The sequence below is a fragment of the Pseudomonas sp. S2_E02 genome (assembly GCF_054668355.1).
Window position 1 is genome coordinate 2250811 of sequence record NZ_CP162761.1, and the last position, 25936, is coordinate 2276746.

Below are 25936 nucleotides of genomic sequence, written 5' to 3' on the forward strand. Positions count from 1 at the left end.
TTTGAAGGTAGTGGGGTGTCAGGTAGATCCTTACCCCCTCACCCCAGCCCTCTCCCCCAAGGGGGCGAGGGGGAAAGGGAGCCGATCTTCGTGCCATTCAAAACTTGAGTCCGTCTCGATATTTCAGGTCACGGGAAAGCTTTTAAAACCTGAGTTCGACTCGATATTTCCGGTCCAGGGAAGGCTTTCAAAACCTGAGTTCAGCTCGGTGTTTCAGGTCGGTGTACCTCGAACAAACACATCGGTCAGTCCCCTCTCCCTCCGGGAGAGGGTTAGGGTGAGGGGCTTTTAGAGGCTCACCGCCGAGGCAACTCAATCACCACTTTCAACCCGCCCCACTCACTCTCGCCCAACACCAGCAACCCGCCCCACGTATCGACGATGTCGCGCACAATCCCCAGCCCCAACCCATGCCCGTGGGTCTGCTCATCCAGCCGCGTACCGCGACTGAATACCTGAGCGCGCTGTTCTTGGGGAATCCCCGGGCCGTCATCTTCCACGCTCAGTGCAAAACCATCCGAACGTTCAATCACACTCAGACGCACCTCGGCGTCCGCCCACTTGCAGGCGTTATCCAGAAGATTCCCCAACAGTTCGAGCAAATCCTCACGATCCCACGGCAGTTGCAACCCCGCCGGCGCGACATAACTCAGCGCCAAATGCTCGCCATGAATCATGTTCAACGTCGCCAACAACCCCGGCAGTTCCGCATCACAATCAAACAGCGCCCCCGGTAGCGCATCACCGGACAGCCGGGCCCGGTTCAGTTCGCGGTTGAGCCGCTGCTGCACTTGCTCCAGCTGTTCCTTGAGCACCTTGCGTAACTCGGGATGCGCATCGAGTTTTTCGCTGGAGGCCAGGCTCAACAACACCGCCAACGGCGTTTTCAATGCATGCCCGAGATTGCCCAAGGCATTGCGCGAGCGCTTGAGGCTGTCTTCAGTGTGCGCGAGCAAATGGTTGATCTGCGCCACCAGCGGTTCCAGTTCCACCGGCACCTGATCATCGAGTTGCGAACGCTGGCCTTGCTGCAATTGCGCGATCTGCTCACGAGCCCTTTCCAGCGGTTTCAGCGCGCGGCGCACGGTCAATCGCTGCAAAAACAGAATCAGCAACAATGCCGCCAGACCAAGGCCGAGGCCGATCTGGCGCATGCGCTGAAAGCTCTCGCGCACGGGGGTGTAATCCTGCGCGACGCTGATCGAAATCGATTGGCCCAGGCGCCGATAATCCGAGCGCAGCACCAGCAACTGCTGACCGTCCGGCCCCAGTTGCAGATTGCTGTGCAACCCGGGATGGTCGAGCAGCGGCAGGTCCTGATCCCACAACGAGCGTGAACGCCAGTGGCTGTCGGCAAAATCGATACGGAAGTAGTGCCCGGAAAACGGCCGCTGATAGGCCGGGGACAGATGTCTTTCATCCAGTTGCAGCCCTTGCGGGCCACGGACCAGCGCCACCAACAAGCTCTCGCTGTCGTTGCGCAGGCCGGCTTCGAGGTAGCGCTGCAAACCCACTTCGAACAACCACAGACTGGTTTGCGCCACCACCACACCGACGACCACCATCACGCTGATCAGACCCAGGCTCAAGCGGCGCTGGATCGACCTCACGAAGCTTGTCCGCCAAACAGGTAACCCTGGCCGCGACGGGTTTCGATCACGCTTTTGCCGAGCTTGCGCCGCAGGTGGTTGACGTGCACTTCGAGGACGTTGGAATCACGCTCGGTTTCACCGTCGTAGAGGTGTTCGGCGAGGTGGCTTTTGGAGAGGATCTGCTCCGGGTGCAGCATGAAATAACGCAGCAGACGGAACTCGGCGGCGGTCAGTTGAATATCGGCGCCGTCGCGAACCACGCATTGCCGACCCTCGTCCAGATGCAGACCGGCCGCCTGCAATGTCGGCTGATTGGCCTGGCCTTTGGAGCGGCGCAGCAGCGATTGAATGCGCAGTTGCAGCTCTTCGGGGTGAAACGGTTTGGTCAGGTAATCGTCGGCACCGGCCTTCAGGCCTTCGATGCGCTCGGCCCAGGAATCGCGCGCCGTGAGAATCAGCACCGGAATCGCCAGACCGCCGGCGCGCCATTGCGCCAGCACCTCAAGCCCCGGCACGCCGGGCAGGCCGAGGTCGAGAATGATCAGGTCATACGGCTCACTACTGCCCTGATACAACGCATCACGACCGTCCGCCAGCCAATCGACCGCGTAACCTTGCCGTTGCAGGCCGGCGAGCAATTCGTCGGCCAGCGGTACGTGGTCTTCCACCAATAGCAAACGCATCGATCAATCTTCCTTGTCTTTCACAAGTTCGCCGGTATCGGCCTTCAAGTGCAGCTCACGGGCGACACCTTCGACGGTCAGCAACTCGACTTCATAAATGTAGACGTCGTGTTTTTCTTCCAGCTCGACTTCCAGCAGTTTTGCGCCGGGATAGCGATCCATCGCCTGCTGCAGCACTTGCTCCAGCGGCAGGATCACGCCCTTCTCACGCAGACTCAGGGCTTCATCCTGATCGAGGTCACGCGCCATCGCGGCCGAGCAGAAAATCACCAGCGCCAATGCCGTACGGCTGGTGGCGCGAACATTAACCTTCATTACTTATCCTGATGATCCTTGAGAACCTGCCCAGTCACCGCGTCTAATTCCAGATCCCAATCGACGCCCTGCGGATCGCGCATTTCGATCTGGTAGCTGTACTTGCCGTACTCTTCTTCCAGCTCGGTTTCAGTGATCGTCGAACCCGGGTGTTTGGCCAACGCGGCGGCGTTGAGCTTCTCGAAGGAGACGATAGTACCAGCGTCGCGCAGACGCAGGGCTTCGTCAGGGCCGAGATCGCGGGCATGGGCGAGGCTGGCAGTGAAACCGATAATCGAGGCAATGGACAGGGCAGTCAGGGTTTTCATGGTGTCTCCATATTTTTATGTGTTGCATACGGTGGGCACCTTAGCGGGATGAACTTAACTGAAACTGAATTGCCATCATTGCTCCAGCTCAACACATGCCCCCCTGTGGGAGCGAGCTTGCTCGCGAATGCGGTGTATCAGACACATCATCGTTGACTGACCCTACGCTTTCGCGAGCAAGCTCGCTCCCACAGGGGACATCATCGTTCTATAATCCTTCGCTTGCTAACGATCGAGACCGGTATGACCGCCATCCACATCAAATTCCCCGCCCTCACCCTCAAGGCCGGCCCGCGGGCCATGGCGCGCATTCGTGCGCAAGGCTTGAATGCCGGCGACGTCGGCACCCTGCCCGGCGCCGCCGGTGGACCGAAGGCGTTGGGAATTCAAGGGCTGGATCTGGCGCTGTTCGGTGAATGGCTGCCCAGCGTGCCGCGCGAGCGTTCGCTGATCGGTGCCTCGGTCGGTTCCTGGCGTTTCGCTAGCGCTTGCCTGCCGGACGCCGCCGAAGGCATCCGCCGTCTCGGTCATCTGTACGCCGAGCAGAACTTCAACAAAGGCGTGACCATGGCCGAGATCACTCAGAGCTCGCAGCGCATGCTCCATGACCTGCTCGACGGCCGCGACGCGAGCATCCTCGACAACGCGCATTACCGCCTGAACATCATGGTGGTGAAAAGTCAGGGGCGTCTGGCCGATGACCATCGCGGTCGCCTGGGTCTGGCGCTGGGTTCGGTGATCGCCGACAACTTGCGCGGCCGCGCGCGCCTGTCGCGACACTTCGAACGCTTGATCATCCACGATCCACGCCTGGCCCCGCCGGTGAATGCGCTGAACGACTTCCCGTCGCGCTTCGTCGCCCTGAATGCCAGCAACCTGCGTCAGGCCCTGCTCGCCTCGGGTTCGATCCCGATGGTCATGGAAGGTGTACGGGATTTGCCGGGCGCCGGTGCTGGCACTTTCCGCGATGGTGGTCTGCTCGATTATCACCTCGACCTGCCCTACAGCGGCGACGGCATTGTGCTCTATCCGCACTTCACTGATCGGGTGATTCCCGGCTGGTTCGACAAGACCCTGCCATGGCGCAAGGCCTCGGTGGAGCGCTTGCAGGACGTGCTGCTGCTCGCGCCGTCGAAGGAATATCTGGCGCGCCTGCCCTACGGCAAATTACCTGACCGCAACGACTTCAAACGCTTTATGGGCGATGCACCGAGCCGGCAGAAATACTGGCACGCAGCGATGGACGAGAGCCGCCGCTTGGGCGATGAATTCCTTGAACTGACTGCCAATGGTCGCCTCGCCGAGCGCTTGCTGACCCTTTAGTCAGCACGCTCAAACACAAGCTGATAAACTCGCCGCCTGCCCGAATCGCTGCGGCGAACGCCATCTGAACAGAGCCGAAAATACCGTGGAAATCTTCAAAGAGTTTACTTTCGAATCCGCCCACCGCCTGCCGCACGTCCCGGACGGCCACAAGTGCGGGCGTCTGCACGGTCACTCTTTCAAAGTGGCGCTTCACCTCAGCGGCGATCTCGATCCGCACACCGGCTGGATCCGCGATTTCTCCGAGATCAAAGCGATTTTCAAACCGCTGTACGAGCGTCTCGACCACAACTACCTGAACGACATTCCCGGCCTGGAAAACCCGACCAGTGAAGTGCTGGCCAAATTCATCTGGAATGAAATGAAGCCACTGCTGCCGGAACTGAGCGCGATCCGTATTCACGAGACGTGCACCAGCGGTTGCATCTATCGCGGTGAGTAATCCGATCCAGAAATCACTGCATAACCCTGTGGGAGCGAGCTTGCTCCGGGCGGCGTTCCGACGAATGCGGTTTGCCAGTGAAATAAATATTGACTGACACAATGCCTTCGCGAGCAAGCTCGCTCCCACAGGGATAAGCGGCGTGTCAGTGAATGAATAAACAGCCTTCACGGCTGTTTTTTTACGCCTATGCTTTTTGGCTCCCACCCGCCAAGAGGACAGGCCCATGACAGACTGGCTGCTGGATCAGGTCTTTGACTTCAACGGCCGACAGGTCCGCTACGCCGTGCGCGGCGATGGCCCGCCGCTGGTGTTCGTGCATGGCACGCCGTTTTCGTCGTACGTGTGGCATCGGATTGCGCCGCACTTTTTCACGACTCATCGCGTGTATTACTTCGATCTTCTCGGCTACGGGCGCTCCGAGCAACCGGACGCCGATGTCTCCCTCGGCGTGCAAAACCAACTGTTGGCGCAGTTACTCGACCACTGGAATCTGCAGCGCCCGGATGTCGTGGCTCACGACTTTGGCGGCGCCACGGTGCTGCGCGCACATCTGCTCGACGGCAAGGATTACCGCAGCCTGACCCTGATTGATCCGGTCGCGCTGACGCCTTGGGGTTCGCCGTTCGTGCAGCACGTGCGTCAGCATGAAGCGGCGTTTAGTGGCATCCCCGACTACATTCAGCGCGCCATCGTGCCGGCCTATATTCGCGGGGCGATCCACCGCGAGATTGCCGATCACGAACTCGCACCCTATGTGCAGCCGTGGCTTGGCGATCCGGGGCAAGCGGCGTTCTATCGGCAGATTGCGCAGATGGATGAGCGCTATACCCGTGAAGCAGAAAGCCTGTACCCGACGATCCGTTGCCCGGTGCAGATACTCTGGGGCGAAGAAGACCAGTGGATTCCCATCGAACGTGGCCGCGCGTTACAGCAGATGATCCCGGGGTCACGATTCCACCCGATTGCCAACGCCGGACACCTCGTCCAGGAAGACGCCCCGGAAGCCATCGTTGCCGCCCTGCTGCGCTTCCTCTGAGCCAACACCTATCCCTTGTGGGAGCGAGCCTGCTCGCGAAAGCGGAATATCAGCCACTGCAGATGTCGCCTGACACGCCGCCTTCGCGAGCAGGCTCGCTCCCACATTGGGCTTGGGTCTATTCAGGTGCACCGCTTTCGCGCCAATCCGCGCGACTCGTCTATACATAACCCGCGCCAAGCGGCATTTGGCACGACCACTGCAACCTCCCCCGCGTCTTCCCTTTCCAGCAAGGACCGCCCCATGACGCAGAACGATATCGGCAACGATTACCCCCTCAGCGAAGTCCCCATGCATGCACGCAAAGGCCTGGCCTCGACGGCGATGGTGCTGCTCGGTTTCACGTTTTTCACCGCAACCATGTTTGCCGGCGGCAAGCTTGGCGTGGCGTTCAGTTTCGCCGAGATGATGGCGGTGATCGTCGTCGGCAACCTGCTGCTCGGCCTGTATGCGGCGGGCCTGGGTTATATCGCCTTCAAAAGCGGCCTCAACTCAGTGCTGATGGGCCGCTTCTGCTTCGGCGAAGTCGGCAGCAAGCTCAGTGACCTGATCCTCGGTTTCACCCAGATCGGCTGGTACGCCTGGGGCACGGCGACGGCTGCCGTGGTGATCGGTAAATATTTCAATCTCGACGAAAGCACGGTACTCGGCCTGATGGTGCTGTTCGGTCTGCTGTTCTGCGCCACGGCCTACGTCGGTTATCGCGGGCTGGAAATCCTCTCGTACATCGCCGTGCCGGCGATGATGTTGTTGCTCCTGCTGTCGATGTGGGTGGCGACGGTGAAAGTTGGCGGGTTCGAAGGCTTGCTCAGCGTAGTGCCGACGGGTTCGCTGGACTGGTCGACGGCAATCACCCTGGTGTTCGGCACCTTCGTCAGCGGCGCCACGCAGGCGACCAACTGGACACGCTTCTCGCGCTCGGCGCGGGTGGCGGTGCTGGCCAGCCTGATCGGATTCTTCATCGGCAACGGCCTGATGGTGCTGATCGGTGCGTATGGCGCCATCGTCTACCAACAACCCGACGTGGTTGAAGTGCTGCTGTTGCAAGGTTTCGCCATGGCCGCAATGGCCATGCTGTTGCTGAACATCTGGAGCACCCAGGACAACACCATCTACAACTTCGCCGTCGCTGGTTGCAATCTGCTGCGCACCGGCCGACGCAAAACCGTGACCCTCGCCGGTGCGGTGATCGGCACCCTGCTCGCTCTGCTGGGCATGTACGACATGCTGGTGCCGTATCTGATTCTGCTCGGCACGGTGATTCCGCCGATCGGCGGGGTGATCATGGCGGACTTCTTCTTTCGTTGGCGCGGGCGTTATCCGCGCCTGGCCGACGCACGGTTGCCAGCGTTCAACTGGCCGGGACTCGGGGCCTATGCGGTCGGCACCGTTGCCGCGTTCAGCTCGCCGTGGGTCGCGCCGCTGGTAGGGATCGCTGCTGCCGCGCTAACGTATGTCATCGTCACCGGCGTGCTCGGCGCTCGCAGCGCAACCGCGCCACTACAAGACTTATAAAAAAGGATTCGCCTGATGCACATCATCAACGCCCGTTTACGCAACCAGGAAGGTTTGCACGAATTGCACCTTGAAGACGGTCTGATCCGCAGCATCGCCCGGCAGACCGAAGCACCGACCCTTGGCCCGGATGACCTCGACGCCGGCGGCAATCTGGTGGTGCCGCCCTTCGTCGAACCACACATTCACCTCGACGCCACGCTGACCGCTGGCGAGCCGCGCTGGAACATGAGCGGCACATTGTTCGAAGGCATCGAGTGCTGGGGCGAGCGCAAGGTCACCATCACCGAAGAAGACACCAAGACCCGCGCCAAGAAAACCATTCAAACGCTGGCCGCCCACGGCATCCAGCACGTGCGCACCCACGTTGATGTCACCGACCCGCAACTCACCGCACTTAAAGCCATGCTCGAAGTGCGTGAGGAAAGCAGCCACCTCATCGATCTGCAAATCGTCGCGTTCCCGCAGGAAGGCATCGAGTCGTTCCGCAATGGCCGCGAGCTGATGGAAGAAGCAATCCGCATGGGCGCGGACGTGGTCGGCGGGATTCCGCATTTCGAGTACACCCGCGATCAGGGCGTCAGTTCGGTGAAGTTTCTGATGGACCTGGCCGAGCGCACCGGTTGTCTGGTCGACGTGCATTGCGACGAAACCGACGACCCGCATTCGCGCTTCCTTGAAGTGCTCGCCGAAGAGGCGCGCAGTCGCGACATGGGCGCGCTGGTCACCGCTAGCCACACCACGGCGATGGGCTCCTACGACAACGCCTACTGCGCGAAACTGTTCCGCTTGCTGGGCCATTCCGGAATCAGTTTTGTCTCGTGCCCGACCGAGAGCATTCACCTGCAAGGGCGCTTCGACAACTTTCCCAAACGCCGTGGCGTGACCCGCGTGAATGAGCTGCTCGAAGCCGGCATGAACGTGTGTTTCGGTCAGGACTCCATCGTCGATCCGTGGTATCCGCTGGGCAATGGCAACATTCTGCGGGTGCTCGAAGCCGGGCTGCACATCTGCCACATGCTCGGTTACCGCAACCTGCAAAGTGCACTGGATCTGGTCACCGACAACAGCGCCAAAGCCATGCACCTGGGTGAGCGTTATGGCCTGGAACAGGGACGGCCGGCGAATCTGTTGATTCTGTCGGCGGACAGCGATTACGAGGTGATCCGCAGTCAGGGCTTGCCGCTGTATTCGATTCGTGGCGGCAAGGTGTTGATGAAGCGGCAGATGCCGGTGGTGGAGTTTGCCTAAGGTCCCGGCATCGGCGTCCCTCGGGCGCCGACTGGCACTCTTCAATAAAGAACACTTGATCGATCGTGTGCAAGGTTATGGTTGGCGAGACTTTTATCGCCAAATAATCGAGCAAACCTGTCAGATCTGACAGGCGACACACGCTACGAACAGACTCACAGTGTCCTCTGGAATCAACAGATTCAGGAGGACAACCATGAAGCGCCTTTTACTGTTCACCCAGGTTTTATGGCTTTGCCTGACGCTAAGTGTGACCTTCGCGACGAACGCCACGATGCGAAATGGCAGCGGCGAAGAAATCATGCTCCAGGGCTTTCACTGGAATTCCAGCCGTAATGCCGTAGCGTGGTACTCCGTTCTTGCACAACACGCGTCCACGATCAGCAGCGACGGGTTCACGCTGATCTGGTTGCCACCCGTCTGGACCGACACCTCCAGCTGGAGCGAACCGACTGGCAAATCCGGTGGTGGCGAGGGCTATTTTTGGAGCAGCTTCGACAAAAACAGCCGTTATGGCAGCGATCAACAACTCAAACAGGCCGCGGCGGCACTCAACACTGCCGGTGTTAAAGTCGTGTACGACGTGGTGCCCAATCACATGAATGACGATAGGGTCAACCAGTCCATGTTTCCCCGAGGGCGCAATGAATGGCGCCATGATTGCCTCCAGTGTGATGAGGGCGATGCATTCATGGATGGCGCGGCAGACCTGAATACCGCTGACCCCAAGGTTTTCAATGCATTCAAGAACGAATTCATCAATTTGCGTGACAACTATGGTGCCCAGGGCCTGCGCTTCGATTTCGTTCGAGGTTACGCCCCGGAGACAATCGACCGCTGGATGAACGCTTTTGGCAGCCAGCAGTTCTGCGTCGGGGAAAACTGGAAAGGCCCCGACGAATATCCGCAAGGTGACTGGCGCCATTCAGCCAGTTGGCAGGATGTACTCAAGGACTGGTCTGATCGTTCGCACTGCGCGGTGTTCGATTTTGCTCTCAAGGAACGCATGCAGAATGGCTCAATCGCCCAATGGCGCCACGGCCTGAATGGCAATCCGGACCCTGCCTGGCGTGCGATTGCGGTAACGTTCGTTGACAATCATGACACCGGCTATTCGCCCGGCGCCAATGGCGGCCAACATCATTGGGCGCTGCCCGATCCGCTGGTCAATCTGGCTTACGCCTATATCCTCAGCAGCCCTGGAACGCCGACGGTCTATTGGCCGCATATGTACGATTGGCAGCGCGACCAGCTAATCCGGCAACTCATCAAACTTCGCAAACATGCTGCTATCCGGGCCGACTCGCCTATCCGCTTCAACACCCAGTATTCGGGGCTGGTGGGGACCACTTCAGGAGCGCGTGGCACGCTGGTGATAGCGCTCAAATCCGACCTGCAACGCTTGCCCGAAGGCATGGGGGTACCGACGCTGACCTGGGACAACGGTGATATTCGCATCTGGAGCACACCCGTGCAGTCTGCAGCAGTCAACATTAGCCTTCATTGCGACAATGCTAACCCGCAATCCGGTGAAGGGGTTTACGCCGTTGGCTCATCACTGGAGCTGGGGGCGTGGGATCCGCTGCACGGGGTTGCGCTGACTTCCGCCGGCAATCGCTGGAGCACGAACATCGAAGTACCAGGGCAGCAGGCGCTCGAATGGAAATGCGTTGTGCGCGGACGGAATGGTTCGCCGGTCTACTGGCAACCCGGCCCGAACAATTCGTTCACCAGCGGCGATGTCAGCGACACAGCCGGACGTTTTTGATTAAGACTTGTCGGCGCTCACCCTGCACACGCTGGCAAGGTACTCGCCTCCGAATACTGATCGGGCATCGACACAGCTGGAGTCTTTGCGATTGAGGCATCCGTAAACTGTAAGAACTAACAGGTTCGCGCCCGCAAACATTGAGCTAAGGTGTGAAGGCCGCCATCGCAACGGGCCGCCCCCCTCCCGGATGTACGCTTTTTCATGCTGGAGTTCGTGCGTAGTTGATCAGCCGCCATCCTCATTTGCTTGAGGATTTCTCATGAACAACAAACCTTTGCCCATGGCCACGCTGTACCACGGAGGCCGATATATCTTTACCGAACTTGTACCCGATGGCGGCGCTCGACTAGATGCGCTGTTTCACACCGTGCCCGCCCTGGGCGAGTTGGCAGTGGGTGTGGTTTACGGGCATTTGCATGCGCGCCCCGGCAATCAGTGCTGGTTGAATGCTTTGAGGATGAACCGTCGCCACTGGCACTGCTGCGGTTGACGGTACAGGGTGATCGGGTGATGTCGGTGACTTTGTTCAAGGCTCACTGACGGGCTAACTCTGAGGGCCTCATCGCTGGTAAGCCAGGCTCCCACAGGGTTTTGTGTGAACACATTATTCGTGCCCACCTGAATCCAATGTGGGGGCGAGCCTGCTCGCGAAGAGGTCGGCACATTCGGCATCATCGCGTCAGACAGACCGCTTTCGCGAGCAGGCTCACTCCTACAGGGTTATGTGTTTGAACATACTATTTGTGTTCACCACAAAACCCTGTGGGAGTCTGGCTTGCCAGCGATGGCGGTTTTGAATTCAGTCCATCAACCGCGCCGTACCGAACAGTCTGACACGCAGCAATTCTCCGTGCGCTTCTTCGAGCAAAATCGGCGCCGTACCTCCGGGCATGACCACTTGCACTTCTCCTGCGGCAACCCAACCCACCCGCCATGCCGCGCACGCTACCGCACTCGCGCTGGTGCCGGATGAGGCCGTCGGCCCTTCGCCACGTTCGAACACACGGGCAAGGATTGTTTGCGACGACTCTAGCACCGCCCATTGCAGATTGACGCCCGCCGCGCATGGATCACCAGCGCCGACAGGCATGGCGTAGGCAACCTGGGTCAGGCCTTCGCTCAGCGGCGATTCACGCATCTGCTCATTGCTTGGCAACGCCGCGGCGTCACCGAGCAGCGTGACGCAATGCGGATTGCCAATGCGCACGAATTGGCTGTGTGCCCAGTCGGGATCAAGTTGTGCCAAGGGCTGGACGTGGCTCACGTCCCGAGCATTGAACTCAATGCCTTGAACAGTCTGCGCAGCGACTGCATCCGGTCCGAATCGCGGTTGACCGAGATCAAGCCAGAAACCTTCAACGCCTTCGACTTTGGCCGGTTTCACCAAGGTCTCCACGGCGTCACCCTTGTCGTGATGCACGCGCAACAACGCGCCCTCCTCCGGCATCAAGCCTTGCTCGGTCAGCGCTTGCGAGAAAATCGTCAAGCCATTGCCGCTGCGCTCGGCGAGGGTGCCGTCGGTGTTGACGATCAACACGTCGAATGGCGGCGATGTCTGGAACGGGCCGATCAGCAGGCCGTCGCTACGGTGGGATTTGCTGTTCGCCGGGCGTTGGCCTTCGGGCCAGTCGCAGCAGAGTTTGATCGCTGCTTCGCTCCAGGACTGATGCGACGAGGCGCATTCGGTGGCGCCGGATGGCAAATCGATGCCCGCCTCGCGTAATTCGGTGGGCGAGATCACGCCATAGATATTGCCCCGTGCATCGTAGAATTGCGTCATCAGTGTTTGCCCCTGTCGCCGAAGAAGGCCACTGTAAAACGCAATCCCTTGTGGGAGCGAGCCTGCTCGCGAATGCAGTGTGTCAGCCGATATTTTCTTTATCTGACACACCGCCTTCGCGAGCAAGCTCGCTCCCACAGGAATCGGTGCATGACCGCTGATTAGTGAGCCCGCTCCCACAGGGAGATGTGCATGACCGCATATTGGTGAGCCTCCGTTCCCACAGGGTAGGATGTTGCCTGTACTTCCCCGAATGGCCGGCGATCGAACCTCGTCGCTGAATCACTGTCCTTCGGGGACGCGAAGTTTTTTGCCAAGGATCGATATGACCAGCCTCAACCCCCAAGACACTTTCGTCCCCGGACGCCTGCAACAGATGTCCACGCGCATCGCCTTTTTCATCGCCGGGCTCGGCATCGCCGCGTGGGCGCCCTTGGTGCCGTACGCCAAGGCGCGCGCCGGACTGGATGAAGGCACGTTGGGCTTGCTGTTGTTGTGCTTGGGGGTCGGTTCGATTCTGGCGATGCCGCTGGCGGGGATTCTGGCCACGCGCTTCGGCTGTCGGCGCGTCGCTACCGGCGGCACCTTGTTGATCTGCGCGGCGCTGCCGTTGCTGGCCACGGTGTCGTCGATACCGGCACTGATTGCCACGCTGTTCATGTTCGGCGCTGGCCTCGGCACGGTGGATTCGACGGTAAACCTGCAAGCGGTGATCGTCGAACGCGCCAGCGGCAAGAACATGATGTCGGGTTTTCACGGTTTGTTCAGTCTGGGCGGGATTGTCGGCGCGGCGGGTGTCAGTGCCTTGCTCGGCCTGGGTTTGACGCCACTGGCCGCCATGCTGGTGGTGGTTGTCGTGCTGATCGCGGCATTGTTCAAATGCGTGCCGCACATGTTGCCCTACGGCAGTGAAAGCTCTGGGCCGGCGTTCGCCATCCCCCACGGCATCGTGCTGTTTATCGGCGGGATGTGTTTCATCGTCTTTCTCACCGAAGGCGCGGCACTGGACTGGAGTGCGGTGTTTCTGGCGCAGGAACGCGGGATCGACACGGCGTACGCAGGGCTGGGTTATGCGGCGTTTGCATTGACCATGACGGCCGGACGTTTGATGGGTGACCGGATTGTGCGGCTGGTCGGTGCCACGCGGATCATTCTGTTTGGTGGTTTATTGGCGGCTGCCGGTCTGTTTCTGGCGACGTTCGCGCCGAGCTGGGAAGCAGCGCTGGTGGGTTATGCGCTGGTCGGCGCTGGCTGCTCGAACATCGTGCCAGTGCTGTACACGGCAGTGGGCAAGCAGACGGTGATGCCGGAGAGCATCGCCGTGCCGGCGATTACCACACTGGGTTATGCAGGGATTCTGGCGGGGCCGGCGGTGATCGGCTTTGTCGCCCATGCCAGCAGTTTGAGTTTTGCCTTTGGCTTGATGGCGGTGCTGTTGGTGGCAGTGGCCATTGGCGGGAAAGTTCTTAAAGTCTAAAAGCTTCGCGAGCAGGCTCGCTCCCACAGGATTTCAGTGATCCATGTGGGAGCGAGCCTGCTCGCGAAGAAGCTGATGCGGTCTATCAGAAACCCACACTGGCCTGCACAAAGAACGTCCTTGGTGCGCCCACATACATCCCCGAGTTGTTGTCGCTGGAGCGGGTGAAGTACTGCTTGTCGAAGACGTTCTTCACCCCGGCGCCCAGCTTCAAATTCGACACCTGTGGCCCAAAGTCATACCCGCCACGCACGTTCCAGGTCACGTAACCCGGAATGTCGCCGTACTGCCCATCTGCCGTGCCTTCGGTGATGTAGTTGCCGTTGAAGCTGCCGTCGGCATTCACACCGGTGCCCGGCGAGCGCTGTTTCGACTGAGCGAAACCGTCGATGTTGTAAGTCCAGCGGTTGATGTCGTAACGCAAACCGACGGTCGCCACCTGCCGCGAATAGAACGGCAGATCACGGCCCTTGAAGCCCGGAATCTCACCTTCATAAGTAGCGCGGGTGTAAGTGAAACCCGCGTTGGCGGTCAGGCCGTCGAGGCGCGGATCCAGCGCCGCCATGTCGTAGTGCACCGAGGCTTCGATGCCCTGGTGCTTGGTTGCGCCGAGGTTGGTCCAGCCCACGTCATTGCTGATGTATTGCAGCTCGTCGTCGAAGTCGATGTAGAACAGCGTCACTTCGCCGCCCCACACGTCATCGTTGTAGCGCGTGCCGATCTCGTAGGTCTTGGCCTTTTCCGGCTCCAGACCATTGGCAGTCTGATCACCCGAGCCGCCCTGGCCGAGCTGGAAATACTGCAAGCTGCCGAACGAGGTTTCGTAGTTGGCGAACAGTTTCCAGGCGTCCGACAGGTGATACATCACGCTCAGCGCCGGCAGCGGTTCGTTGCTCTCGATGCTGCGGTTTTTCGCCTGCACCGGTTTGCCAGCGGTGTCGAGCACGGCGCGGTCATGCCAGTCGGTGCTGATGTGTTCGAAGCGAATGCCCGGGGTGATGGTCCAGTTGCCGACGTCGATTTTGTTGTCGAGGTAGACCGAGTTGGCCTCGGTGCCGCCCGTGCGGTCCTGGAACACATGGCCGTCGGAGGTCGGCGTGAGCACCGGCTGGTTGTTGACCAGCGCCACTCGGCTCGACGATTCGTGCATCGCCTCTTTCAGGTAGCGATAACCGACACTGACTTCCTGCGTGGTCGGGCCGACATCGAAAACCCGCGATACCCGTGGCTCGATGCCCAGCGTGTAATACGAACGCGGGTACGAGCTGAGGGTTTTCTGGTCGCGGGCGGCGATGGTGCTGCCACGGAAACTGTCGGTGTAGTAGGTGAGGATTTCCGCCTGAGTGCGCTCGTCGATCTGGCGGATCCACTTGAACGACACGTCTTTGCGCCGCCCGGTGAATTGGTCGTAGTCCCGCACCGAGTCGTACGGTTTGGCGTCGTACTGCTTCTGTGTCAGACCGCCGGGCATGTCGGCCGTGGCGTCGTAGTAGTGGAAGTTGAGGCTGAAATCGTCCTGATCGGTCGGCGCCCAGTGGGTCTTGAGCAGCACATCGTCGATGTCGTTGCCGTTGTTGCGCTCGCGGTAACCATTACCGTTGACCCCGGAATACAGCAACGCCACGCCCATGCCATTGTCGGCGGTGCCGCCGAGGAACGCGGTGTCGATGTGTTTCCAGCCACCGTACTGAGTGGTTTCCAGCGTGGTGCCGATTTCGCCAGTGGCTTTTTCCGGAATCGCCCGGGTGACGAAGTTGATCACCCCGCCGACGTTTTGCGGCCCATAACGCACCGAACCGGCGCCGCGTACCACGTCGATGCTGTCGAGGTTGCCCGAGGATATCGGCGCCATCGACAGTTGCGGCTGGCCGTAAGGGGCAAACGCCGCCGGCACGCCATCGATCAGCACGGTGGAGCGCGGCGACAGACGCGAGGTCAGACCGCGTACACCGACGTTCAGCGAAATATCACTGCCGCCGGTGCCGTTGGAATCCTGCACTTGCACGCCCGGTACGCGCTTGAGCACGTCACTGACGTTCATTGCGCCCTGTTCAACCATCGCTTCGCGGCGGATCACCGTGCGCGCGCCGGGGTGATTCTGCACCACGGCAGCGTTGGCATCGCCGAGCCAGTCGCCGACCACTTTGATGTCGGTGACGCCCAATTCCAGCGGGCCATTGCCAGCGGTGGAGGTTGCGGCCGGCGACAGCGTCACCGAACCTTCGTTGATCTGATAATCCAGACCACTGCCCTGCAGCAATTGGCTTAGCGCCTGCTCCGGGGAGATGTCGCCGTCGACCGCCGGGGCCTGTTTGCCGGCGACCAGATCCGGGCTGAAAAACACTTGCAGCGATGTCTGCTGGCCCAGTTCGCTCAAGGCCTGGCCCAGCGGCTGCGCACGAATATGGATGGCTTCACCGGCGAACGCCAGCGGCATGCCAGCGTTGACCGCCAGCGCAAGAGCCAGCGGCAGCCAAGGGAATTTTTTGTTGTTGGCAGGGGTGTTTTTCACGTCGTACGTAGTCCTGTGGATCGCAAGAGTGTGCGGCTGTTAATGCAAACCAGTTGCAGTTGTACAGGAAGACGCTGAACTCGAAAAAAACCTGAATTTTATTTTGCGATTATTTCCTGACTGCCATCGGCAAGGGTGCGAACGGCCACCGGCAGGATGCTCGGCAAGGCTTTGAGCAAGGCATCGGTGTTGTCGGATTTGAACACGCTGGTCAGGCGCAGACTGGCCACGGCCGGATTGGTCACGGTCAACGGCTTTTCACGATAACGCGACACTTCGGCCGCGACTTCGCTGAGGCTGGCGTTGTTGAACACCAGTTTGCCGCTGCGCCATGCCGTCAGTTCTGCCGGGTTGACCGCATAGGCGGCGGCGACCTGGCCTTGGGCATCGACGTGGGTGCCGAGGCCGGCGCTCAGGCTGATGAACTGATCATCCGCTGCATCACGGCCCTGCACTTTCACCGTGCCCTGCTCCACCGCCACGCGGGTCTGCGTGACGTCGCGGCGCACATCAAAACGCGTGCCGGTGACCGTGACCTTGCCGCTACCGGCCTCGACCACGAACGGTCGCGAAGTGTCGTGCGCGACGCTGAACATCGCCTCACCTTCACTTAACTCGATCAGCCGCCGATCCTGTTCAAAGCGCACCTGCAAGCGACTGCGGCTGTTCAAATCGATCACCGAACCGTCCGGCAGTGCCACATGTTTACGCTCGCCCAACGCCGTGGCGAACTCGGCGCGGTAACCGCCCGGATGATTCAAACCACTGAACAAGCCCAGCCCGAGCGCCACCGCCAGCACACTCGCAGCCACCGCATAACGCAACAACGGACGGCGTTGGCGACGGTTCGGCGGGGTTTCAGCGAGGGCTTTGAGGCGTGGCGCCGGGAGCAGATCGGCGGCCGACCACAAGCCCTGCAGCAACTGAAATTCGTCACGGTGCTGCGGATGTTCATTCAGCCAGGCGTCAAAGCGCTGCTGCTCGTCGGCCTCAATGGCCGGCTCCTGCAAACGCACAAACCAGCGGGCCGCGTCATCGCGCACCGTTGTTTGCCCGCACGCGCAAGCACGCGTCTCCATCATGGAATGTCCTGTTGGGCTGAAGATGAAAGGGAGCAGCGGCTCATGACTGCAACCCGTCGAGGCGATCGCGCAGATGGCGCAGGGTGCGGATCATATACTTTTCGACCATGTTCTTGGACAGCCCCAGGCGTTCGGCGATTTCCGCCTGAGTCAGGCCTTCGATCTTCTGCCAGACAAAAATCTTCCGGCAATTGATCGGCAACTCGCTGAGCGCCCGTTCGATGGAATCGGCCAGTTGGATCGCATGCATGTAATGCTCAGGGTCGCCGATTGACGACTCACTGTGATCGATGTCCTGCGACTCCATAGCGCCGCGCCGATCCTCACGCCGATAACCGTCGACCGCGATATTGCGCGCGGTCTGGTGCAAATACGCCCGTGGCTGCTGCACCGCCGCCGAATCGGACTCAAGCACCCGCACAAAGGTGTCGTGCGCCAGATCCTCGGCCTGCGCGCGATTGCGCAGGCGACGAGTCCAGGTGCCGATCAACTCTTCGTAGTGCTCGAAAAAGCCGGGTCTGCGGGGACGCATGGGGGTTTTGGCGGCGTGCTGAGGAAAGGGGCGTGAATAGTAATGCTTCCTATTAAGGCGAAGCAATGGATTCCTCGAACGACCGTCCGGGTCACCTGTGCAGCTCAGCGTTTTATCGAAATCACTCCACTCATGTATTCATGCAGATCGCGCAGATCCTTAACACTCCAGGCATGCGGCGGTATTTTTACCCCGTTTTCCTTCAGCGTTTTCGGTATCAGGTTGCCGTTCGGGCGAAGGATGATCGACGACACAATCACCCCCGGATATTCATTCAGGCGTTTTTTGAACGCGGGCGTTGTCAGGTCAGGTGTGGGCGGATTGCTTTTGTGCGCCAGCGGCCCGGTGCCTTTTATATCGGCGCCGTGGCACACAGCGCAGCGCTGCACATAGAGGTTTTTGCCGTTGCTGTTATCCGCGAAGGACACGGATGGTTGGGCGATCAACAAAGCCCCGAGTACAGCGACGAATGCTGTTTTCATTGTTTGCCTCCCTGGCGTCTTTAAGGTCGCGCATGATGCGCGAGATTTAACGTCTGGCGCAAAACAATGTGGGAGCGAGCTTGCTCGCGAATGCGGTTCACCAGTCACTTACTGCATTGACTGAATGGACGCTTTCGCGAGCAAGCTCGCTCCCACATTGTTCGGTGGTGGATGGCAGATCTGGCACATCCACTACCGTTTGTTTTAGCCTTTTTCGTCGATCCCGGCTTGCAGGGTCTGGGTGTCCAGATGCCCGCTCAGGGTGACCGGGCCGACTTTCAGGTTGCCGTTTTCCAGGGAAACCTTCGGTGCGTTTTCCTCAGCTTTATGCGGCAGATCAAGGCCCGCTTTCACGCCGTAGTCACGGTTACTCAGATCCGTGCTGCTGACCTTCGAACCACCCAGATCGACCTTCCCTTGCGGCGCCGAAATCCGCGCGCCGGTCAGTTGCGTGGCGCCGCCGACCGCGAGATTCACGCTTTGGTTGGCACTGATCCCGGAGGCCTGCACCACGCTGTCCTTATGCGCGTACTCACCCTGCGCTTTCAGCGTTGGTTTGTAGTCGGTACCGGCAAGTTTCTCTTTGTCACTCGGCGGGTTTTTCTTCGCGGTCAGGCCCAGATCGACATCGACCTTGGCGTGGTTGCTCGAGTCTTGACGGCTCTCGACGGTCAAATCACCCGCGACCTTGCCGCTGACAGTTTTCGCGTCAATCCGCGCACCCGCCAGCAGGGCATCACCGGCGCTGTTCAACACCACGCTGTCAGCCTTGATCTGGCTGTTCTGCTGCGTGCTGCCCTGCAAGTAATCCACGCCGACTTTGGCCCCGGCGTTGAAGCCGTGATCGCTGCTGGCCTTCTCATCCTCGGCAGTCGGAGTTTTGCTGCTCAGGTTGCCGCCGGCGTTGAGCGCGACATTCCAGTTATTGCGGTGGTCGGTGGACTGCGCCGATTCCTGGACATAGCCACCCTTCTGCGCGTCGATGCTGACGTTCGATGCGCTGACCTGAGTGCCTTGCAGGTGAATCGAGTCACTGCTCAAGACGACGCCGCTCTGACTGTTGAGCTGGCCACCGCTGAGGGTTTTCGAATCCTCGTTGACCCGACCGATATTGAAATTGCCGCTCAGATTGCCGCCCTGATCACGACTCTTCTCGCTGCTGGTTTTGCTGCCGCCGCCCTTCAAACCACCGCCGAGATTACTGCCGCTGGCGGTGTGGGTGTCGGTGGCTGCTTGCAGATCAAGTTTGCCGTCGGCGTGCAGATCGATGGTGCCAGCGCTGTCGATTTTCGTGCCTTGCTGCAGCTGATTGCCACCGCTGCTCAACTGCACCGGACCGTTGCCGCTGATGCTCGCAACGTGAGCCTGGGTATCAGTGCTTTGCTTGCCGGTGTGATCGAGCTGGAAACCGGCGCCGAGATCGACGTTGGTGCCATCGGTGCCCGGCAACGTGCCGACCGTCAGCGAGCCAGTTCCGCGCAGGCTGGTGTCATTGCTGGTTTGACGGTCATTGGCTTGATTCAGCGCCAGATCACCACCGGTATTGATGCTCACACCACCCTGCCCGCCATCGAAACGGCTGCCTTCGAACTGCGCATCGTCGCCGATCTTGATGTTCACACCCTGGCTACCGGCATAAGCGCCGACGACGGCGGTGGAATTGTCCTTGCTCGACGCACTGCTACCACCCGCGCCGCTGCCAGCGACGTTCACGTCTTCGCCGGTCTTGGTGTAGACGCGCACGTCGACCTTGGCATCCACCGCGCTGGCACTGCTGTTGTGCGTATTGCTCGCAGCGTCGGCAAGCAGTTTGTCAGCGCTGATGTTCACTTGGCCGGCGCTGGCGTTGTATTGCGTGCCTTGGTCATGCAGCGTGCCAGTGGTTTTCACATCGACGGTGCCGCCATCAAAACGGCTGACCACGGCGTTGCTGCTCTGCTCGGTTTTGCTGGCGTTGCCGTGACCGACCGCAACGTCGATACCGACATTCGGCTGACCGAGGTTGGCCAGTGCGTCCTTGTCCGGCACCTTGCCGTTGAGCACATCCTTGACCGCGCCGGCGATCGGCCGGGCGATGTCCTTGTACTCGACGTTGGCGCCGATATCCGCCGACCAGTTGCTCTCGCTATGCGTGCTGCTATCAGTGTTGCTGGCCGCACGGTTGTCGATCTCGTTGGCGGCGACGTTCAGGCCGGTGCCGGCCTTGAGTTGTGCGCCTTCGGTAGCGAGTTTGTCGGCATTGATGGTCAAACCGCCGCTGCTCTGCACACTGGTGGTTTGCGCGGTGGTTTTGCTGGTGGAATCCTGCGCTGTGCTGTGGGCGAAATCGACGCCGCTGCCAGCACGGTCGAGACCGCCGGTGTAGTAGAAACCACCGCCGGTGCTGGAGGTGTCGGTGGAAGTTTTGTGGCTGTCAGCTTCGGCCAGCAACGACACGTTTTGGCCGCTCAATGTCGTGTCGCCAGCGGTGGATTTCACCTCTGCGCCTTTGAGCGTAACGTCACCGCCCGCCTTCACCTGCACACTGCCACCGCTGAGGCTGGAGCCCTGCTGGGTGACGTCGTTGCGAGTAACCGTTTGCTGTTTGTCCTCGTAATGAATCCCGGCGCGATACTGCTCTGGCGTTTGCTCTTTGGCGTACGCATCGAAGCCACGGGTTTGCTTGGTGTCAGTGCTGTCGTGAGTGTTCTGCGCCGAATGCACATTGACGTCACCCGCTGCGTCGGCCGTCAGCGCACCGTCAGCCTTGACCGTCGAGCCAGCCAGCTCGATGTCCTTGGCGCTCTTGAGCTTGAGGTTGCTGTCGGACACCAGTTCGCTGCGCACGGTGCTGCTGTCTTTACTGTTCTGCCGCGACTCGTCCTTGGTAATGCCGAAGAATTTGCTGTCCTTGTCGTGGTTGTTGCTGTGCGAGGTGTCCTGCACACCATCGATCACCAGCGAACCCTTGTCGCTGATCACGCTGGCGTCGGTGCCGCCGCGCACCTGGCTGCCGCTGATGCGCACGTCGTCAGCCTTGACGATCAGTTTGCCGGTGGCGTTGATTTTGCTGCCCTGATGCTGGGTCTTGCCCTTGTCGGCATCGCCGGTCTTGCCGAAGAAACCACCGCCGACCAAATCACCCGAATAGCGATTGTCGCTGCTGCGATTAGTCCGTGTGGCGGTGGCGATTTCCACTTGTTTGCCGCCCAGTTGCAGGTCGCCGGCGCTGCTCAACTCGGCGCCTTCGGAGCGCAACAGCGCGGCGGTTTGCAGGGCGATATTGCCAGCCTTCAACTGGCTGGTGACGCTGCGCTGTTCTTCGCTGCTGCTGTTCCAGTCGGCTTTCCACAGGTGTTTGCGGTGGTTGCCTTGATCGGTCTGCGTATGGCTTTCGGTAGCGGCAGTCAGGCGCAGATCGCCGCCGCTTTGCACGTCGAGATGCTTCGCGGCTTCGACCTTGGCGGCTTTCAGTTCGGTGTCTTTGCCGGAGGCAAGTTTGGCGTCGCGGCTGGCGATGATCTGGCTGCCGTGCTGACGGGATTCGCTATCGGTCTGGGTACGGTCGTAGGTTTCCCAGGTGATGCCGATGGTGCTGTTGTTCCAGTTTTCGCGCTTTTCCTGAAGCTTGCGGCTTTCGACCGTGGACAAAGTCAGGTTGCGTTTCGCCTCGACGGTGACGTCGCGAGCGCTGACATCGGCAGCGGCCAACGTCAGATCCTTGCCGCTGTGCAAGCCGACGTCGCCCTGACTACTGCGGATACCGGCGCGGGTCACGTCGAGGCTGTTGGCCACGGCTTCACCGCTGACACTGAGGTCACCGGCCGAGCGAATCTGCACGCCGTCACGCCCGGCCACTTGTACCGCGCCCACCCGCACGCCGGCACCTTCGGCGGTGCTGACAATATTGATGCGCCCGGCCTGCATCGCGCCGAACAGGCTGGCGTCGATGCGTTGATCGCCGGTGTTGCCCGCCGGATCAACAGTTTTCACCTGGCCGCTGGCGTAGTCGACCTGATTGCGCCCGACCGTGAGGTTCAATTGATCACGCGCAGTGATCGCGCCCTGACTGTCGATACGCGGCGCGATCAGGTTGATCGAGCCCTCGCCGTTGCGCAGGCCACCGCCCTGAATCTGCAACTGACCGCTGGCATCGCGGCTGTTCAGACTTTGCAGTTTGCCGTCATTCAGTTCCGGGCGACCGACCACCAGATTAGCGTTCGGCGTGTTGATGAAGCTGCCGCCATTTACCGAGATGCCGTTAGGGTTGGCCAACACATAATCGGCTGCACGACCGAAGATTTCCTGCGCGCCATTGATGGCGGACGGATTGCGACTGATCACTTCGTTGAGGATCACGCTCGCCGCCTGCCCTTGCAATTGCGGGTTAGCCGCCAGTTGCCCCGCCAGTTGCGATTGCCCGGCCTGCAAGGCGTTGTTCAGCACCAGGCCCTGGCGGTCGACGTTGTAGTCGAGGAACTGGTTGTGCGACAGGCCCGAACCGTTGGGCGCGACGATGTTGACGATGGGCACACCGCCCTGGGTCTGCAATTGCGCGGTGCCGCCGGGCCCCGGTGCGACCACGACGCCGCCGGCCATCGCGCTCGGCAGGTGCACGGCGAAGAACAGGCTGGCAATCGCCCAGCGCAATTTGCCCCGAGGGGAAAGATGAAATGCAAAGGTGTGTGCTGGCATAAAAACGTCTCCATGTGAGTACGGCATCACGTCGCGCGTTTAGTCTTTGGCCGTGGCTGACGCGCTCAGATCCGACGGCTGTTTGTTCACTGCGTTGTTCAGATTTGCAGGCCCACGCGCATCAGCCAGGTTTCAGGCTCGTGCTGCAGACCGTTCGGGGTGTTGAGGGCGCGTTGGTAATCGACGTCCACTTGCAGGTTCTTCCAGCCCAGATTCAGGCCGACACTGGCACCGCTCAGGCGTTGCCCCTGCGCACCGTGATCGGCCTTGATCCAGCCATGGTCGAGGCCCACCCGCGGGGTGATCTGCAACGGCCATTCGCTGCGCAGCGGCAGGCGCAAGGTGTTGCGCCAGATCGCGCCGCTGGCGCCGGAGGCACTGCTGACCCGATAGCCGCGCACCGCTGAATCGTCGGTGCCGAGCAACTGTTCGATGGCCGGCAACGGATCGGGGCTGTATTGCACATTGAGTTGGCTCTGCCACTGCCAGGCCTGCGCGCCGAACTGACCGTTACGCCATTGGCTGAGGCCGGCGCGGTACTTACGAAACTGCGCCCTGGGCAGGTTGTTGATCTGATGTTGTGAGTCATCGTCGGCGCCAAACCAGCGCAAGCCTTGGGCGTAATTGACGTCAAGGTTCCACACCGCGCGGTCGAGCCAAAACAGATTGAGCCCGGCCTCGGCCACGGTCAGGGTCGGGCTTTGAATGCCAAGGCGAACGTCTTGCAAGTAGCTGTCGACATCCTTGTGCGCCAGTTGCAGGTTGGCGCTGAGCTGACGGCTCTGGTCGCGCCACAACACACGGTCGGCGCGCAGGCTGACCTGATCGGTGATGCCCGTGCTGTGAAAGGTCACGCTCGGCAGTTTGAACGGCGCGCGATATTCGGCGTGGCTGGCGAACACGCTGTAAGTCCAGTAGCCGTAAGGGATCGCGTAATACAGGCTGGCATTGCGGCTGTAGCGGTCACCCTGATTGAGGGTGTCGCTGGCGCTGAGACTCAACAAGTCGTTGAGTTGCAGTGGGCTGTCGAGGCTCAGGCTGACGGTGTCGCGATCACGTCCAGTGCTGGCGCTGCCGAGGTTGTCGAACCCCGCGTTCAAGGCCCAGCGCGAATGCGCGGAGGTGCGCGAACGCAGGATGATCCGCGAGGCACCGGGCTGGCTTCCGGGGGCGATGTCGGCGGTGAGATCGATCGAGCGCAGGCGATTCAGTTGATCGAGGCCCTGCTCCAGATCGCGCAGATTCAGCGGCTCGCCGAGCATGTCTGGAAACGCGCCTCCGAGCGACACCGGCAGGCTCTGATCGGCCAGTTCGATGGACTCGATGTAGCCTTCGTCAATGCGGATATCCAGCGACTGCCCCGCTGCCGGTGCGCTGAGCAGATACGGACGACTGGCGATGTAACCCTTGTCGACGTAGATCGCGGTGATGGTGGCCAGCAGGTGATTGATCTGGCCGACGCCCATGCACGGCGCCAACAACGGTTTGATCTGCGCGTTGAGCTGGTCGCTGTCGATCAGCGTGACGCCGCCAATGCGCGCACCGCTCAACGGCCAGCAACGTTCATCGGCGGTGACGGTTGGCGGGATGGCCGGGGTGACCGGCGCCGGGCCGAACGCGCCGCGTTCCAGTTGCCGCTTTCTTTGCTCAAGTTGCAGTTGCTGCAGATCGCGCTGCTGCTGTTGCTGCTGGCGCAGCACTTCCTGACCCGGCGCGACAGGTTCGGCAGCTTCAATCGAGGAGGCACAGACACTCAACACAAAGGCCGACAACAGCGGGCAGCGCGTGGAACAACGACGAAAAACAGCGCGAAACGGAAACGGCACGCAACTTCCTTGCGATCATAAAATGGCGTAATGCCATGTCATCAATGATCGTGATAGTCGGAGCCATCCCACACAAAAGCAAGACGCTTCCTACAGCGCTTACATTTCTTAAACAATTGCTTTGCCAGACTTTATTGTCAGCAGCAAGGCCACGGCACTGCACGTTATCAGGGTTTCCCCGAGGGCCTGAAACCAGCCGGCGAGCATCAGCCCCGCGCCGATCAGCAGGTAATACATCAAGCCCAACAACGCCCCGGCGGTGCCCAACCGATCAGCATAATCGGCGAGGGCCGAACCGAGAATGTTCGGGATCGCCAAGCCGAACGCCAATACCACCAACAGCATCGGCAGGACGAACGCGACACTGTTCTGCAGCGACCACACGCCCACACCACCGAGCAAGGCGATGCCAGCCGCAAGGCGAATCAACTGCAATGCCTTGAACCCGGCCGTCAATAAACGCCGGTTCAGCCATGCTCCAAAACCTGAGCCCAGCGCGAGGATCACACCGCTGTAGCCGAACCCGCTGGCTTCCACGCCCAGCCGCTGAAACATGAACGGAGCGAGGCTGTAATAGCTGAACAGCGCCACGTTGAATGAGGCGATCCACAGCGCCGAACGCCAGATACCCAGGTCACGCAGCATGCGCCCGAGGGTTTCGAACAGACCGACATGGCACGTTGGCTGGGACCGGGTTTCCGCCAAGGTGTACCAACTCCACAGCCACAACAGCGTTGCCAACAAAAGCAACGCGCCAAGCACACCGCGATAACCGAAGGCCTGAACCAGACTAGCCCCCGTGAACAAGCCAAGCGCCGGGCTGGCCGCCAACGCGATGCCCACCAACGAAAACACCTGCGCCAGTTCGGCGCCTTTGAAGCGGTCGCGCAACACGGTCTGCGTAACCACCGAACCCACCGCCGCACCGAAGGCCGCCAACATCTGCGTCAGTAACAAGCCGTTGAAACTGCTGACCCGCACGCCTGAAAGCGTGGCAATCGCATAGATGGCCAGGCCCGCGAGCATCGTCGGGCGTCGACCGATGCGATCGCACAAACGCCCCCACACCACCACCCCGACGGCAAACGCGAGGAAATACACCGACAACGTCTGCGCGGCGGCTTGCGGGCCAACGTTAAACACCCGCCCGATATCACCGAGCGCCGGGCTGTAAAGGGTTTGCGCGATCTGCGGAAACATCAGCAGCGCAATCGCCAGCCACAAGAAATGTCTGTTGTTCATGCTTCATCACTCCTCTCATAAACCGCCGAGGAGTTTAAGAATCGCTGACTGGCGTATTATCCAGATCTTGCCAATTTATCGCTGAAACCG

At 60.5% G+C, this 25936-nt stretch carries 19 protein-coding genes and 1 pseudogene; 8 read left to right on the forward strand and 12 right to left on the reverse strand.

Going from position 1 to position 25936, the window contains the following annotated elements:
• Positions 1–296: 296 nt before the first annotated feature.
• The 4 genes from AB4O01_RS09985 to AB4O01_RS10000 are packed head-to-tail and all read right to left on the reverse strand — an operon-like array spanning position 297 to position 2898.
• Entirely contained in the window at positions 297–1610 is a 1314-nt protein-coding gene (locus AB4O01_RS09985; protein ID WP_460091554.1) for a sensor histidine kinase, read from the reverse strand.
• A complete protein-coding gene (locus AB4O01_RS09990; RefSeq protein ID WP_007915592.1) occupies positions 1607–2275 on the reverse strand; it encodes a response regulator transcription factor in 669 nt (222 codons plus the stop codon). The genes AB4O01_RS09985 and AB4O01_RS09990 overlap by 4 nt, the downstream gene beginning before the upstream one ends.
• A 3-nt stretch (positions 2276–2278) precedes the next feature.
• Positions 2279–2590 carry a PepSY domain-containing protein gene (locus AB4O01_RS09995; protein WP_038362521.1) on the reverse strand — a complete coding sequence of 104 codons (312 nt, stop codon included), beginning with the start codon at positions 2588–2590 and terminating at the stop codon, positions 2279–2281.
• A complete protein-coding gene (locus AB4O01_RS10000; protein WP_093433852.1) occupies positions 2590–2898 on the reverse strand; it encodes a PepSY domain-containing protein in 309 nt (102 codons plus the stop codon). The genes AB4O01_RS09995 and AB4O01_RS10000 overlap by 1 nt, the downstream gene beginning before the upstream one ends.
• Positions 2899–3141: 243 nt before the next feature.
• Between AB4O01_RS10000 and AB4O01_RS10005 the strand changes: the two genes are divergently transcribed.
• From AB4O01_RS10005 to AB4O01_RS10035, 7 genes and pseudogenes are all read left to right on the forward strand, one after another.
• Positions 3142–4221, forward strand: a complete 1080-nt coding sequence (locus tag AB4O01_RS10005; RefSeq protein WP_460091556.1) for a patatin-like phospholipase family protein — start codon at positions 3142–3144, stop codon at positions 4219–4221.
• Positions 4222–4306: 85 nt separating this feature from the next.
• Complete coding sequence (gene queD / locus AB4O01_RS10010) at positions 4307–4663, forward strand: 6-carboxytetrahydropterin synthase QueD (protein ID WP_007915588.1); 357 nt, start codon at positions 4307–4309, stop codon at positions 4661–4663.
• 226 nt (positions 4664–4889) lie between these two features.
• Positions 4890–5702 (forward strand): alpha/beta fold hydrolase, encoded by an 813-nt coding sequence (locus AB4O01_RS10015; RefSeq protein ID WP_460091558.1) that lies wholly within the window; start codon positions 4890–4892, stop codon positions 5700–5702.
• A 243-nt stretch (positions 5703–5945) separates the two neighbouring features.
• Entirely contained in the window at positions 5946–7217 is a 1272-nt protein-coding gene (codB, locus tag AB4O01_RS10020) for a cytosine permease (protein WP_093433843.1), read from the forward strand.
• Between the two features lie 15 nt (positions 7218–7232).
• Positions 7233–8468: a cytosine deaminase gene (gene codA, locus AB4O01_RS10025; RefSeq protein ID WP_093433841.1), complete on the forward strand. Its 1236-nt coding sequence runs from the start codon at positions 7233–7235 to the stop codon at positions 8466–8468.
• Positions 8469–8664: 196 nt separating this feature from the next.
• Positions 8665–10236 (forward strand): glucan 1,4-alpha-maltotetraohydrolase domain-containing protein, encoded by a 1572-nt coding sequence (locus tag AB4O01_RS10030; protein ID WP_460091559.1) that lies wholly within the window; start codon positions 8665–8667, stop codon positions 10234–10236.
• Positions 10237–10498: 262 nt separating this feature from the next.
• Positions 10499–10669 (forward strand): annotated as a pseudogene (locus tag AB4O01_RS10035) (carboxymuconolactone decarboxylase family protein); the annotation flags it as partial.
• A 369-nt stretch (positions 10670–11038) separates the two neighbouring features.
• Here AB4O01_RS10035 and AB4O01_RS10040 read toward each other — a convergent pair.
• Positions 11039–12019 (reverse strand): diaminopimelate epimerase, encoded by a 981-nt coding sequence (locus AB4O01_RS10040; RefSeq protein WP_460091560.1) that lies wholly within the window; start codon positions 12017–12019, stop codon positions 11039–11041.
• A gap of 325 nt (positions 12020–12344) precedes the next feature.
• Between AB4O01_RS10040 and AB4O01_RS10045 the strand changes: the two genes are divergently transcribed.
• Positions 12345–13496: an MFS transporter gene (locus tag AB4O01_RS10045; protein ID WP_186624095.1), complete on the forward strand. Its 1152-nt coding sequence runs from the start codon at positions 12345–12347 to the stop codon at positions 13494–13496.
• An 85-nt stretch (positions 13497–13581) separates the two neighbouring features.
• Here the strand turns inward: AB4O01_RS10045 and AB4O01_RS10050 are convergent, their stop codons facing one another.
• The 7 genes from AB4O01_RS10050 to AB4O01_RS10080 all read right to left on the reverse strand — a co-directional run bounded on the left by AB4O01_RS10050 (position 13582) and on the right by AB4O01_RS10080 (position 25846).
• The gene (locus tag AB4O01_RS10050) at positions 13582–16008 is read right to left on the reverse strand and encodes a TonB-dependent siderophore receptor (protein ID WP_460091561.1); all 2427 of its coding nucleotides are present in this window, start codon (positions 16006–16008) and stop codon (positions 13582–13584) included.
• Positions 16009–16106: 98 nt separating this feature from the next.
• Positions 16107–17090 (reverse strand): FecR family protein, encoded by a 984-nt coding sequence (locus tag AB4O01_RS10055; protein ID WP_460091564.1) that lies wholly within the window; start codon positions 17088–17090, stop codon positions 16107–16109.
• A gap of 40 nt (positions 17091–17130) precedes the next feature.
• Positions 17131–17622, reverse strand: a complete 492-nt coding sequence (locus tag AB4O01_RS10060; protein ID WP_460091566.1) for a sigma-70 family RNA polymerase sigma factor — start codon at positions 17620–17622, stop codon at positions 17131–17133.
• 104 nt (positions 17623–17726) lie between these two features.
• Positions 17727–18104 carry a c-type cytochrome gene (locus tag AB4O01_RS10065; protein ID WP_460091569.1) on the reverse strand — a complete coding sequence of 126 codons (378 nt, stop codon included), beginning with the start codon at positions 18102–18104 and terminating at the stop codon, positions 17727–17729.
• A gap of 204 nt (positions 18105–18308) precedes the next feature.
• Positions 18309–22778, reverse strand: a complete 4470-nt coding sequence (locus AB4O01_RS10070) for a hemagglutinin repeat-containing protein (RefSeq protein WP_460091571.1) — start codon at positions 22776–22778, stop codon at positions 18309–18311.
• 98 nt (positions 22779–22876) lie between these two features.
• Positions 22877–24604 (reverse strand): ShlB/FhaC/HecB family hemolysin secretion/activation protein, encoded by a 1728-nt coding sequence (locus tag AB4O01_RS10075; RefSeq protein ID WP_460091572.1) that lies wholly within the window; start codon positions 24602–24604, stop codon positions 22877–22879.
• Positions 24605–24712: 108 nt separating this feature from the next.
• Positions 24713–25846, reverse strand: coding sequence for an MFS transporter (locus tag AB4O01_RS10080; protein ID WP_460091573.1), 1134 nt, complete (start codon positions 25844–25846; stop codon positions 24713–24715).
• Positions 25847–25936 lie beyond the last annotated feature (90 nt).